Consider the following 12,964-nt stretch of genomic DNA (forward strand, 5'->3'; position numbering starts at 1 on the left):
CGGACGCAGGACCTGCGTCAGGTCCGCAGCCCCGGCGCCTCGTGCCCGGTCCTCTCCACATATTCGGTATAGCCGCCGCCATAGGTGTGGATGCCTTCTGGCGTCAGTTCCAGCACGCGGTTGGAGAGTGCGGCCAGGAAATGGCGGTCGTGCGAGACGAACAGCATGGTGCCTTCGTATTGCGACAGCGCCGTGATCAGCATCTCCTTGGTCGCGATGTCGAGGTGGTTGGTCGGCTCGTCGAGCACCAGAAGATTGGGCGGATCGAACAGCATCAGCGCCATCACCAGGCGCGCCTTTTCGCCGCCTGACAGAACCCGGCATTTCTTCTCGATCTCGTCGCCGGAAAAGCCGAAGCAGCCGGCGAGTGCCCTGAGCGGCGCCTGGCCGGCTTGCGGAAACGCGTCCTCCAGCGTCTGGAACACGGTGCGTTCGCCCTCCAACACCTCCATGGCGTGCTGGGCGAAATAGCCCATTTTCACACTCGGCCCCCGAGCAACTGTGCCGGCATCCGGGTCAGACGCGCCGGCCACCAGCTTCAGCAGTGTCGACTTGCCGGCGCCGTTGACGCCCATGATGCACCAGCGCTCGCGGCGGCGGACCTGGAAGTCCAGCCCCTCATAGATCGAGCGGCTGCCATAGCCCTTGTGGACGTTCTTCAGCGTCACGACATCCTCGCCGCAGCGCGGCGCCGGCTGAAAATCGAAATTCACGATCTGACGGCGCTTGGGCGGCTCGACACGATCGATCTTGTCGAGCTTCTTCACCCGGCTCTGCACCTGGGCGGCGTGTGACGCCCGCGCCTTGAAGCGCTCGATGAAAGCGATCTCCTTGGCCAGCATGGCCTGCTGGCGCTCGAACTGCGCCTGCTGCTGCTTGTCGGCGATCGCCCGCTGCTGCTGGTAGAATTCGTAATTGCCGGAATAGGCGGTGAGCGAACCGGCGTCGATCTCGACCACCTTGTTGACGATGCGGTTCATGAACTCGCGGTCGTGCGAGGTCATCAGCAGCGCGCCCTCATAACCTTTCAGGAACTGCTCCAGCCAGATCAGGCTTTCGAGATCGAGATGGTTGGACGGTTCGTCGAGCAGCATGACGTCGGGCCGCATCAACAGGATGCGGGCCAGCGCCACGCGCATCTTCCAGCCGCCGGACAGCTTGCCGACATCGCCATCCATCATTTCCTGGCTGAAGCCCAGGCCGTCCAGCACTTCGCGGGCGCGGCCATCGAGCGCATAGCCGTCGAGCTCTTCGAAACGATGCTGCGCCTCACCGTACTTCTCGATGACCTCCTCCATCCGGTCGGCCTGTTCGGGGTCGGCCATGGCCGCCTCGAGTTCGGCCATTTCGGCCGCCACGTCGCTGACCGGCCCGGCGCCGTTCATCACTTCGGCCACAGCACTATGGCCCGCCATGTCGCCGACATCCTGGCTGAAATAGCCGATGGTGACGCCGCGATCGACCTGCACCTGGCCCTCGTCGGGCTGCTCCTGGCCGGTGATCATGCGAAACAGCGTCGTCTTGCCGGCGCCGTTCGGCCCGACAAGGCCGACCTTCTCGCCCTTCTGTAGCGAGGCCGAGGCCTCGATGAAGACAAGCTGGCGGCCGTTCTGCTTGCTGATGCTTTCAAGACGGATCATGAGGCGGTCCGGGGGAGTTGGTGCAAAGTTGAGGGATTTGCCCGGGGCCATACGCGAATGAGCGCAAGGAGGAAAGAGGCAGAAGCGCCACAGATGGTGGCGAGGACCCGTCATCGCGCCCGAAACAAAAATCCAGCGATTGTCGAAAACCGCCCTCGCGGAACGACATTGGCACGGCGGCCTGCATGGCCCCCAAACAGCGACACCAACAGGCAGGAATATGACGATGGCCAAGATGCTCGTGATCTACAAAACCCCGGCTGATCCGGAGGCGTTCGACCGGCACTATTTCGAGGTTCATGTGCCGCTGGCCAAGAAGCTTCCCGGACTGCGGCGCTACGACATCAGCAGGCGGCCCATCATCAAGCGCTCGGCGGGCGAGATTCCGTATCTGGTCGGGACACTCTATTTCGACAGCCTCGCCGATATGCAGAGCGCATTTGCCACCGAAATCGGCATTGCCTGCGCCGCTGACCGGCGTATACTCGCCCCAGGAGACGATGACTTGACGATGCTCCTGTTCGACGTCGACCAAGTGTGAATCTTAGCCGATCTCGGAGTGGAACGAAGGAGCCGCGCCGAAGCGGACGACGTTACTTCGCGTCGTGGAAGATGATTCCCACCGTATGCCGCCGTCCCGAGCGCAGGCGGCTGACGCCGTGCCGGAGATTGACGCGGTAGTGCCCTTTCGTACCTTGCACCGGGCGATTGTGGACAGCAAAGATCACTGCATCGCCCCGGGTCAGCGGCACCACTTCGGCACGGCTTTGCATGCGCGGGCGCTGCTCGGTCAGCACGAATTCGCCGCCGGTGAAATCCTCGCCCGGCTGCGACAACAGGATCGCGACCTGCAGGGGAAAAGCGAGGTCGCCATAGAGATCCTGGTGGAGGCAGTTGAAGTCGCCGGGGCCATATTGGAGGAGAAGCGGCGTCGGCCGCGTTTGGCCGCCTTCGTGGCAAAGCTGGAGGAAGGCGGCGTGGTCATCGGGATAGCGCCGTGCCGCGCCCATGCGATCGTTCCAGTCGTTCGCGACGCCGGCCAGCCTGGGATAGAGCGCGGTGCGCAGGCCACCGACCAGATCCGGCAGCGGATAGCGGAAATAGCGGTACTCGCCCTTGCCGAAGCCATGGCGGGCCATCACCACATGGCTGCGGAAATGGTCCTCATGCGGATAGAGACCGGCGATCTCGGCGCACTCCTCGGGTGCAAGCAGCGCCGGCATGACGGCGCTGCCGTGGCTGTTCAGTTCGCCGATCAGAGCACTCCAGTCCTGCGCTGCGACGCGCGCTTCGGCCGAATGGGCTGCGCGTTTGGTGCTTATCGAATGGATGGTCATCGATGCCTCCTTTGATGTGATCAAAGTGGGGCGAACGGCGGGCGTGAACCACCCGATTCCTGCGGAGGTGAAGCGCGATCTTCCCCTTCGCCCCCTGTGGTAGAAGGGAAAACGCGCTTCACCGCTTGCGATACACCTCCAGCTCCGGGTCGAGATCAACGCGCACCGCATTCGTGAACAAGCAGGTCGCCACCATGACGCCGGCGAAGGCGACGAGGTTGACCAGCAGTGTGTCGTCGTAGCGAGCCTTGATTGCCGCCCAGACATCGTCGGGAACGGCGTTGGTATCGGCAGCGACTGCCTTGCCGAATTCGATCAGCAGTGTCTCGTCGGCGCTGGGCTCGATCGCCTCGGGATCAAGACCGCTGTCGATCAGCGCGCGGCGGAAGAAGGTAAGCGGAATCTCGGCGCGGCATCTCTCGGAGACCGCCAGCGACAACAGCCAGATGGCGCGGTCGTCGAGCGTGGGCTTCAAGAGATCGCGCAGGGTGAACCATTCGGCATAGATGCGGTGGGCTGCCGGTGAATGCAGCAGGATGCGCTTCATGTTGGTCATGCGCCCGCGCAGGCCAAGTTCCCTGTCGTGCTCGGCGCGGATGTCTTGCGATGTCGAGGCGTAGTCGATCGGCGGGATCATGGCCATGGAACGGTCCTTGGTTGGTGGCAGCGAGGCATTCTGCGACACCCTCACCCAAGCGTCGTATGCAATTGCGGCACGGCGCGCAGCGTGTTGGACACCGTGCAGGTCGCTTCGGCGTCCTCGACGATCCGCTGCTTGGTCGCAGCGTCGAGATCGCCTGAGATGTCGAGCCTGATATTGAGCCTTTCGACGCGCGACGGCTCGTCCTTGGCCTTCTCGCCGCTGACCTCGGCGCGCACCTCGCCAAGCGCGGCGGCAACCCCGAGGCGGGAGGCGGCGATGCGCGCGCTCAGCACCATGCAGGCGGCGAGCGAGGCGTAGAGCAGGTCGAGCGGATTGAAGCCCGGCGCGCTGACGCCGGTGACGACATCGACTGCACCGCCGGTCGGAGTGGTGATGGAAGGCAAGCCGCCGGGCTGCAGCGTCGCCGTCGCGCCGGTGACGCGGGTCCTGACCTTCAACTCAGCCATCGCAAATCCTTCTGGCCGGCAGTCCGGCAAAGGGGTAAGGATCGCCCGTGGCGTGTCCTGTCCCGCTATATGGTATGTCCTGGGCCGATACCGCAACCTCCGCAGAAGCGGCACCCTGTCAGCAATCTTCACCACGCCCGTTCCCTCTCCGCCCTGCCCTGCGGTAGGCTCGCGCGATCCGCAACAGGATCGCGAGAGCCATGATCGTCCAGGCCTGCATCAATGGCGCGCGCGCCGCCGATTTTCACCCCACACTGCCGCTCGACTCCGACGCTATGGCGCGCGACGGGGCGGCTTCGATTGCCGCGGGCGCAGCTGAGCTGCATGTCCATGCCCGCAGCGCGGACCGCCGCGAGAGCCTTGCGCCGGCAGCGATGGATCCGACCATCGCAGGGCTGCGCCGTGCCTGCCCCGGTACGCTGATCGGCGTCTCCACCGGCGCCTGGATCGAGAATGACGATACAAGCACGCTGGTCGCCATCGCCGGCTGGCGCGAATTGCCGGACTATGCCTCGGTCAATCTCAGCGAGGCGGCCGCGCCTATCGTCATGGAGAGCCTGCGGCAGCGCGGCATCGGCATCGAGGCGGGTCTGGCGTCGGTCGCCGACGCCGAGCGGCTGGTCGGCCTCGACCATGGCGGGCGCGTGCTGCGCGTGCTGATCGAGATTTCCGAGCAGACGCTAGACGAGGCTTTTGCGGTCGCCGGCGGCATCGAACAGGTCCTGGAGCGCGCCGGCATTCGCCGTGCCATCCTGCTGCATGGCGAGAACGCGACGGTGTGGCCGTTCGTGCGCCGTGCCGCGGATCGCGACTGGTCGACGCGCGTCGGGCTGGAGGATGGGAAGCATCTGCCGGATGGCACGGTTGCGGCCGGCAATGCCGCGCTGACGGCGGCAGCCGTGGCGATGTTCCAGTCCATTCGATCAGCGTAGCAACAAACTGACCTCTTGCTGTTATTATAAATATCTCGTAGGCTATTTTCATATCAGGAAGAAATTCCACCACATTTTTCTCCTTTATGAAAGCCTTGCCTTTTGCGTGAGCATCTCGATCAAACCGATCGACGGCTGGTAAAGCTGTTGTCGCAGGATGCCCAGCCCGGCATCAACCGGCTCGCCGAGACGATGGCGATCTCGGTGCCGACGGTGCGCTCAAGGTTGCGCAATCTGCTCGACCGCAACCTCTTGAAGATCGTCGGGCTGCTCAATCTGACCGAACGCCCCGAGTTGATCTCGGCCATTGTCGGCATCAACGCTCAGGGACGTGGCCGCGCCCGGGAACTGGCGCAGCGCATTGCCGAACTGCCTTTCGTCAACTCGGCCTCGGTGGTTACCGGGCGCTTCGACATCATCGTCGACGTGACCGTCGCCGGCGATGTCGCCGACCTCTACCGCATCACCAGCGAGCTGATTCCGGGCGCCGGCATTCCCGGGGAAGTCGTGCGCAGCGAAACCTTCGTCGTCATGGCTTCATGCAACAAATGGGTCAGCCTTCCCGAAGGCTGCTGGTCGGAAGAAACACCGTCACGCAAGGAGCCGGCATGAGAATAGCTGTTCTCGGCGGCCTCGGCCTGCAGGGACGGGCGGCCATCGCCGATCTCGTCGCCAGCGCCGGTGTCGAGGAAGTCGTCTGCGTCGATACGTCGGCTGACGGCCCTGCCCGGCTTGCCGGGCTGACCGACCTTTCCCGCGTGCGTTTCGTCATGCCCGAGGGCGCGATCGGTCCGGCGCTTGCCACCGTGCTGGCGGATGTCGACGCCGCCATCGATCTGCTGCCGCAGCCATTGATGCGCGAGGCGGTGCAGGCCGCGATCGCAACGCGCACGCCGCTGGTCACCACCAACTACGGCAAGGCGATTGCCGATCTGGCGCCGGAGGCTGCACAGGCCGGCGTTTCGATCATGACCGAATGCGGGCTCGACCCCGGCATCGACCTCGTGCTCTATGCGCGCGCCGCAAAGCAGTTCTCTACGATTTCTTCGATCGATTCCTATTGCGGCGGCATCCCCGAACCGAAGGCGATGGCCAAGCCGCTCTGCTACAAGGTAAGCTGGAATTTCGACATGGTTCTGGTCAGCCAGAACCGCGACAGCGTGATGATCGAGTATGGCAAGCGCGTCGAAGTGCCGGCCGGCCGACAGCACGACAATGCCTTCATCCACGAGATCGAGGTCGCGGGCCTCGGCCGGCTGGAAGCTTTCCCCAATGGCGACGCTCTGCACTATGTCGAGATGCTGGCAGCCGCCAAGGGATTGCAACGCTCGGGCCGCTATACGCTGCGCTGGCCGGGATGGTCGGCGTTCTGGGCGCCGCTGAAGGAACTCGGCTTCCTCTCCGAAGACAAGGTGCCCGGCACCGGCGCCAGCCCACGCGAATTTCTCGGCCGTCTGCTCGGCCCGCAACTGCAATATGGCGCCGACGAGAAGGACCTTTGCGTGATGCGCAATGTCTTTTCCGGTCTCGAAGGCGGCCGCGCCAAAACGGTGACGTCGGACCTGATCATCGAACGCGACCTGGCATCAGGCCTGTTCGGCATGAGCCTTGGCGTCGGCTATCCCGCCAGCATCGTGGCGCAGATGCTGGCGCGGCGCGAGATCGCCACACCAGGGCTTTTGAACCCGCTGCTGCATGTGCCGGACGGGCCGTTCTTCGACGAGCTGGCCAGGCGTGGCATCAAGGTTGCCGAGACGGTGGCCTGGGACTGAGGATTTTCGAACGGTGGCTGCCGCCGGAAAACGGTGCCGCCGCTCAAAAAACACCCAAAAGGGTGGAATAACAAAGTGGAACAACAACGATAACAGGAGGAATGCCAAATGAAGATTGCCAGACTTTTCATCGCCGGACTTGCGCTTGCGGGCCTGACCGCTGCTGCCAGTGCCGGAACGCTCGACGAGATCACCAAGCGCGGCGAACTGCGCGTCGCGGTACAGACGCAAGGACCTCCCTTCTCGCTGGTCGGCGCGGCCGGCGAGCGCACCGGCAGTTCGGTCGAACTCGCCGAACTGATGGCCAAGGAAATGGGCGTCAAGATCACCTTCCTCGACTATGATTGGGACGGGCTGATCCCGGCGCTGCTTTCGGGCAAGGCCGACCTGCTCGTCGCCGACATGACGCCGACGCTGGCGCGCGGCATGAAGGTCGCCTTCACCACACCTTACATGTATACGGGCAGCACCGTCTTCACCAAGGCCGACAGCAAGTTCAAGACAACCGAGGACTGCAAGGCCAAGGGCACCAAGATCGCCGTGCTGTTAGGCGCCACCGGCGAAAAGGAAGCCAAGAACGCCTTCCCGGATGCCGACATCAAGAGCTACAAGGGCGGCGGCCCGCTGCTGCTCGACGCAGTCAACAACGGCCAGGCCGATTGCGGCGTCAACGACGTCTCGGCGGTCAAGGGTCAGTCGACAGCCTATCCCGCCGGCACCTTCACCATCATGCCGGACCTGTTGTCGAAGGAGCCGCTTGCCTTCGCCACCCGCTACGACGAGCCGGACCTGTTGATCTGGATGAACCTGTTCCTCAACCAGGTCAGCATCGACGGCCGCCTGCAGAAGAACCTCGACTACTGGGTCAATTCCGACGCCTGGAAGAAGGATCACTAAGCAGAGGTAAGCAGGGAGTAGTGAGTAGGAAGTAGTGAATGGTGAATGGTGAATGGCCATTCCGGACGCCCTTCACTGCTCACCACTCACTACTCACTACTGCCCATTCACCATTCACAATTCACCGCCATGCTCGAAAATTTCAGCTTCCGCACCATCGTCGAATATCTGCCGCTGTTCGGGCAGGGTCTGATCACGACCGTGTGGCTGTCGGCGCTGTCTTTTGCGGGCGCGCTGGCCGTCGGCATCGTGCTCGCCGCCATGAACCTGCAGCGCGGCCAGCTGTTTCGCGTGCTGGCCAAGGGCTATATCGATGCCGTGCGCGCCACGCCGTTGCTGGCGCAGCTCTACTTCCTCTATTTCGGCCTGCCGCGTCTCGGCTTCGTCCTGCCCGAGCTCGTCGTCGGCATCATCGCTTTGTCGCTGAACAGCGGCGCCTATGTCGCGGAAATCATCCGCGCCGGCATCCTGTCGATCCCGCGCGGCCAGGTCGAGGCCGGGGTTGCCTCGGGAATGACCTATGTCCAGCGCATGCGCCTGGTCATCCTGCCGCAAGCCTTCAAGGTGACGATCCCGCCGCTGCTCGGCCAGGCGATCGTGCTGGTCAAGGATTCCGCGCTTTTGTCGCTGATCTCGGTTTCCGAACTGACGCGCGCCGGCCAGTTGCTGGCGTCCGACCGCTTCATGCCGGCGGAAGGCTTTCTCACCATCGCCGCTTTCTATCTGCTGCTCTATTACTGCCTCAAAGGACTGGCGGGGCTGTCCAGTCGGTGGCTCGGTCTGCAGCCGGCAAGGAGCAGCACATGATCTGGCAACAGCTGCAAAGCCTGGCCGGCAGCTACCCCCTCGCCTTGCGCGGCCTTGGCATGACCGTGATGCTGTCGGCGATCAGCCTGGTGCTGGGCACGCTGCTTGGCTTCGGCCTCGGCATATTGCGCACCGGCGGCAACCGGCTGATCTCGAGCGTGATCGGGGCCTGGGTCGACCTGATCCGCGGCACGCCGTTCCTGGTGCAGATCTTCCTGATCTTCTTCATCCTGCCGGAATTCGGCATCGAGCTCGATGCCTTCACCGCCGGCATCATCGCGCTCACCAACCTCGCCGCGTGCTTCATCTGCGAGATCGTCGCCGCCGGCATCCGCTCGGTGCCGACCGGCCAGGTTGAGGCAGCTCTGGCGTCTGGCCTGTCGCGCTGGCAACGCATGCGCCAGGTGGTGCTGCCGCAGGCGATGCGCATCGTGCTGCCGCCGCTGGTCGGGCAATATGTACTCTTGATCAAGGATTCCTCCGTCGTCTCGGCGATCGGGCTGACCGACCTCACCCGCGTCGGCTGGCTTGTGGTGCAGCGTGTGCCCAACGGCCTGCTGGTCTTCTTCCTGGTCGGCGTCGGCTATTTCGTCGTCTGCTATCCGCTGATCATGCTCGCCCGCCGGTTGGAGCGACGCATGGGCGCGGCGCATGGCGAGGTGCAGCTGTGACATCGAACCCCAAAGGGCTGACCGCCATGACCAATCCGAGCCCGACCAAACCAAACCTGACCGAAACGGGCATGATCGACTTTCGCGGCGTCAACAAATGGTTCGGCTCGCTCAATGTGCTGAAGGACATCACGCTCAGCGTCGAGCCGCGCGAAGTGGTCGTCGTCTGCGGCCCAAGTGGTTCGGGCAAGTCGACGCTGATCCGCTGCATCAACGGCCTGGAAGCGATCAAGGATGGCGACCTCGTCGTCGACGGCCAGCGCCTCGGCGACCCCGCCACCAACATGACGCAGTTGCGCACCGAGATCGGCTTCGTCTTCCAGTCGTTCAACCTCTACCCGCACAAGACGGCGCTGGAAAACGTCACGCTGGCACCGATCCATGTGCGCAAGATCCCCCGCGCCGAGGCCGAGCAGGCCGGGCGCGACTTGCTGGCCAAGGTCGGCCTCGCTGACAAGGTCAATGCATACCCGTCACAGTTGTCCGGCGGCCAGCAGCAGCGTGTGGCCATCGCACGCTGCCTCGGCATGCGCCCCAAGATCATGCTGTTTGACGAACCGACCTCGGCGCTCGATCCCGAGATGATTTCCGAAGTGCTCGACGTCATGGTCGCGGTGGCCGAGGAAGGCATGACCATGATGGTGGTAACGCACGAAATGGGCTTTGCCCGCAAGGTGGCGCAGCGCGTGGTGTTCATGGACGCCGGCGCCATCGTCGAAAGCGGCACGCCGGAGGCGTTTTTCTCCGACCCGAAGACCGACCGCAGCCGGGCTTTTCTAAGCAAGATTCTAAGGCATTAGAGTTTAGCCAAAGCCGGTCGTCCGAAAGGCCGCGGGGCAGGAACTGTCGACGCACAGCGCCAAAAAAACGAGCCGCCGGTAGAGTGGATCGGCTACGTTTAGGTCTCCGGCTACGCCTCTGGTCCTTCCACGTGCCGTCCAGAACCTTCGCGCGTGGTCGATAGAGCCGTACCATCCAGTTCCAGCCGGGCCACCATCGGCTGTACGGTCAAGCCACCGGCGCCGCGCCGCGCCGCTCGAGCGCGGTCCTGCGGATGATTTCCGCGATCTCCGGGCTGCTGCTGCACAGCATCTGGAAATCCGCCGCGTGCAGCGACAGGAGTGAGACCGAAGTTGCGGCAGTGACGGTCGCCATACGCGGTTCGCCGCTGATCAGCGCCATCTCGCCGAAGAAGGCGCCAGGGCCAAGCTCCACCGGGTTCGGCGTCGCGACGCTGACGCGGCCCTCCACGACGAAGAACATCCGATCGCCGGTCTCGCCGCTGCGGCAGATCACGGCGCCCGCCGGCACCGTGCGGGGTCTTAACGCGCGCACGATCTCGACCAGCGTGGCCGGGCCAAGCTTCTGAAACAACGGAACGCCGGCAATCAATTGCCAATTGCGGACGAAATCCTCGCGACGGACTTCTTGATAAAAGCCGGAGGCAAGAATGCCGGCCCAGAGCCCGAAGATGCCGATGCCACACATCATGACAGCCCCGGCAAGGACGCGGCCGGCGAAGCTTTGCGGAATGTCGTCGCCGTAGCCGGTAGTGGACAGCGTGACCACCGCCCACCACATTGTCTCGGGGATGCTGCCGAACTTTTCCGGTTGGACGTCGCGCTCGATGACATAGGCCGCGAGTGCGACACCGAACAGAACCAGGCCGAAGACCGTGGTGACGCCGACCAGGTTGCGCGCTTCGTTGGCCAGAACCCTGCCAAGCAGCGGGAAGAAGGTCGAGTCGCGCAGCGGCTTCAGCAGCCAGACAGCACAGTAGAGGCTCCGGTCGGGCGTGCCGTCGAGCAGAAATGCGGCGACTGGAACCAAAACCGCGAGCACATCGATCGCGATTGCCGGCGTCCTGTCCCTGAGGTCTCCCGCCCAGCGCTTGAGCAGGGTCTCGGCCATCTGCAGAAGATAGGCGGCCCAAATGACAGCGAGCACGGCAGCCAGAGCCAGTCTGCTTCGTCCGGACATGTTCGGCATCGTGAGCGCAGCCACCGCCAGAAGCCCAGGCGCAGCGAGCACCGCATTTAGCGGTGCGTAGATTCTCAGAAAAGGCAGTACCGACATTCTATCCCACCAGCGGCCACTGTGCTCCAGAATAGAGGCCTTCCGGGCAAGCGCAAAGGGTGCTTTGCGATCGCAAGATCAGGTCACGCCAATGGCTTTCGGGCGCCGCTATCGGCGCTCCACGGTCGCACCGCAGGCGACGGATCAGCTCGGGAGCCGCCACATTCGCACGCGACCCGCACCGCGCAATTCCGTTTCATCGAGTGGGTCGCAAGCAAATTTCGGTCCAAGCAGTTGGTAAGTTGCATCGGAAATACGGATTTCATCGGGCTCCGCGGACGTTTGAATACGTGAGGCGAGATTAACGGTCTCACCCCACAGGTCATAGGCGAACCGCCTCTTGCCTATGACACCGGCGACGATCGGTCCTGAGTGAATTCCAATTCTCAGCCTTATCGGTTCTCCTGCGAAGCGTTCCCGCCTTACCGCCTTGCGCAGCTCAATCGCATAGCGCGTGAGGGCTTTTGCATGATCGGATCGCGCGGTGGGCAAGCCAGAGACCACCATCACACAATCGCCGATTGTCTTGATTTTTTCGCAGCCGTATCGTTCCGAGAGCCGGTCCGCCGCCCTGAAGAAGTAATTTAAAATAGCGAGCGTCGTCACGGCTCCGACGCTTCGCGCTCTTTCGGTAAAGCCGACGATGTCGGCAAAAAGCACACTCACCTCCGCGTGGTTGTCGGCAATTTTCTTTTGCGCTTTCAACCGCTCCGCGATGGATGCCGGAAGAATGTTGAGGAGCAGGGTTTCGGCGCGCTGGTATTCACGCGCCAATCCCTCCTGGCTCTTTCTCAGTGCCTCGTTCGTCGATTGCAATTTTTCGTTGAGTTGACGCTCCCTCTCTTGCAGGAGCGTCATTTCATAGGCCTTCTGTTGAAGCCGCTGCCTGTTGTCTCGTTCGGCAGTGGCGTCCAGAAAAAGCAGCCACACGCACGCATTGTCAGCAAAAAAATGAAGGTCGGCGACACGCCCGCCGGGCAGTTCGATCATGTCCATGCGAAACGGAAGCTCCGGGCAAGGCAGCAAACCTTCCATGAATTCAAGCTGCCCCGCAACAGGCTTGCCGATGCGAAGCGATGACAGCCCGTAATGTTCAACATTACCGCCCTTGGCAGCTATGCAAAGCTCAGCGTCGATTTTCAGATAAGCGACAGCGTGCCCGTCGAAGAAGAAATTGAAAAACCAATTTCTGACTTCTTTTGGCAATTCATGCATGGTCTATTTGGTGACCATCAAGGCAAGTTGACGAAAGGCGTCATCGACCTGCTCGCCCGAAAGCGCACTTGTTAGATAGATTTGCCATCCACGTTGCCTCAACTCGTTGATCTCACCATCCGATATCGCCCACCGATCGGCCAGATCGGACTTGTTGAACAGCAATACGAACGGCATGGCGCCGAATTCGGCCTCGACCCGTTCGCGCAGCGTGAGTGCCACGGCAAGAGTAGCAGCGCGGGTTCCATCGACGACTAGCACGAGCCCGGTTGCACCTCGAACATAGCTGACGCGGAATGAGCCGATATCGTCTTCGCCGGCCAAATCCCACAAAATCAGATCTACGGTTTTGTCCGGGAGCGCGACGCTCTTCTTGTCGATTTTCACTCCAACGGTGGTCAAGTAGGTTTCTGAGAAGATGCTCTGCACAAACCTGCGGACCAGACTCGTCTTTCCGACAGCGAAACCGCCCAGCATGCAGATCTTTTTTTGCAACATGTTGGGCTC

15 protein-coding genes are annotated in these 12,964 nt (G+C 62.8%); 8 read left to right on the forward strand and 7 right to left on the reverse strand.

Annotated features, from left to right (window positions below; genetic code table 11):
• Positions 1-17: 17 nt before the first annotated feature.
• Complete coding sequence (locus X750_RS147300; RefSeq protein WP_023705196.1) at positions 18-1,640, reverse strand: ABC-F family ATP-binding cassette domain-containing protein; 1,623 nt, start codon at positions 1,638-1,640, stop codon at positions 18-20.
• A gap of 226 nt (positions 1,641-1,866) precedes the next feature.
• Between X750_RS147300 and X750_RS147295 the strand changes: the two genes are divergently transcribed.
• Positions 1,867-2,181 (forward strand): EthD family reductase, encoded by a 315-nt coding sequence (locus X750_RS147295; RefSeq protein ID WP_023705197.1) that lies wholly within the window; start codon positions 1,867-1,869, stop codon positions 2,179-2,181.
• Positions 2,182-2,233: 52 nt separating this feature from the next.
• Here X750_RS147295 and X750_RS147290 read toward each other — a convergent pair whose 3' ends face one another.
• The 3 genes from X750_RS147290 to X750_RS147280 all read right to left on the reverse strand — a co-directional run bounded on the left by X750_RS147290 (position 2,234) and on the right by X750_RS147280 (position 4,087).
• Positions 2,234-2,977, reverse strand: coding sequence for a 2OG-Fe(II) oxygenase (locus tag X750_RS147290; RefSeq protein ID WP_023705198.1), 744 nt, complete (start codon positions 2,975-2,977; stop codon positions 2,234-2,236).
• 118 nt (positions 2,978-3,095) lie between these two features.
• Positions 3,096-3,620: a hypothetical protein gene (locus tag X750_RS147285; RefSeq protein ID WP_023708602.1), complete on the reverse strand. Its 525-nt coding sequence runs from the start codon at positions 3,618-3,620 to the stop codon at positions 3,096-3,098.
• 44 nt (positions 3,621-3,664) lie between these two features.
• Complete coding sequence (locus tag X750_RS147280) at positions 3,665-4,087, reverse strand: OsmC family protein (protein WP_023705200.1); 423 nt, start codon at positions 4,085-4,087, stop codon at positions 3,665-3,667.
• Positions 4,088-4,287: 200 nt separating this feature from the next.
• On the opposite strand from X750_RS147280, the gene X750_RS147275 reads away from it, so the two are divergent.
• The 7 genes from X750_RS147275 (at position 4,288) to X750_RS147245 (ending at position 9,966) form a co-directional block, all read left to right on the forward strand.
• Complete coding sequence (locus tag X750_RS147275) at positions 4,288-5,019, forward strand: 3-keto-5-aminohexanoate cleavage protein (protein ID WP_023705201.1); 732 nt, start codon at positions 4,288-4,290, stop codon at positions 5,017-5,019.
• 102 nt (positions 5,020-5,121) lie between these two features.
• Positions 5,122-5,631, forward strand: a complete 510-nt coding sequence (locus X750_RS147270) for an Lrp/AsnC family transcriptional regulator (protein WP_023670324.1) — start codon at positions 5,122-5,124, stop codon at positions 5,629-5,631.
• Positions 5,628-6,791, forward strand: a complete 1,164-nt coding sequence (locus tag X750_RS147265) for a saccharopine dehydrogenase family protein (RefSeq protein WP_023705202.1) — start codon at positions 5,628-5,630, stop codon at positions 6,789-6,791. Before X750_RS147270 ends, X750_RS147265 begins: the two co-directional genes overlap by 4 nt.
• A 108-nt stretch (positions 6,792-6,899) precedes the next feature.
• A complete protein-coding gene (locus X750_RS147260) occupies positions 6,900-7,688 on the forward strand; it encodes an ABC transporter substrate-binding protein (RefSeq protein WP_023705203.1) in 789 nt (262 codons plus the stop codon).
• 129 nt (positions 7,689-7,817) lie between these two features.
• A complete protein-coding gene (locus tag X750_RS147255; protein WP_023695534.1) occupies positions 7,818-8,495 on the forward strand; it encodes an amino acid ABC transporter permease in 678 nt (225 codons plus the stop codon).
• On the forward strand, positions 8,492-9,166 hold the full coding sequence (locus X750_RS147250) for an amino acid ABC transporter permease (RefSeq protein WP_023684787.1): 675 nt from the start codon (positions 8,492-8,494) through the stop codon (positions 9,164-9,166). The genes X750_RS147255 and X750_RS147250 overlap by 4 nt, the downstream gene beginning before the upstream one ends.
• A 71-nt stretch (positions 9,167-9,237) precedes the next feature.
• Positions 9,238-9,966 carry an amino acid ABC transporter ATP-binding protein gene (locus tag X750_RS147245; protein ID WP_023670319.1) on the forward strand — a complete coding sequence of 243 codons (729 nt, stop codon included), beginning with the start codon at positions 9,238-9,240 and terminating at the stop codon, positions 9,964-9,966.
• Between the two features lie 208 nt (positions 9,967-10,174).
• Here the strand turns inward: X750_RS147245 and X750_RS147240 are convergent, their stop codons facing one another.
• The 3 genes from X750_RS147240 to X750_RS147230 all read right to left on the reverse strand — a co-directional run bounded on the left by X750_RS147240 (position 10,175) and on the right by X750_RS147230 (position 12,955).
• The gene (locus X750_RS147240; protein ID WP_023684786.1) at positions 10,175-11,242 is read right to left on the reverse strand and encodes a cyclic nucleotide-gated potassium channel; all 1,068 of its coding nucleotides are present in this window, start codon (positions 11,240-11,242) and stop codon (positions 10,175-10,177) included.
• 144 nt (positions 11,243-11,386) lie between these two features.
• Entirely contained in the window at positions 11,387-12,457 is a 1,071-nt protein-coding gene (locus X750_RS147235) for an adenylate/guanylate cyclase domain-containing protein (protein WP_023747873.1), read from the reverse strand.
• A gap of 3 nt (positions 12,458-12,460) precedes the next feature.
• Positions 12,461-12,955 carry a Rab family GTPase gene (locus X750_RS147230; protein WP_023670316.1) on the reverse strand — a complete coding sequence of 165 codons (495 nt, stop codon included), beginning with the start codon at positions 12,953-12,955 and terminating at the stop codon, positions 12,461-12,463.
• Between the last annotated feature and the right edge of the window lie 9 nt (positions 12,956-12,964).

Origin of the sequence: Mesorhizobium sp. LNJC391B00, from assembly GCF_000502535.1 — a bacterium.
Taxonomy (GTDB): Bacteria; Pseudomonadota; Alphaproteobacteria; order Rhizobiales; family Rhizobiaceae; genus Mesorhizobium.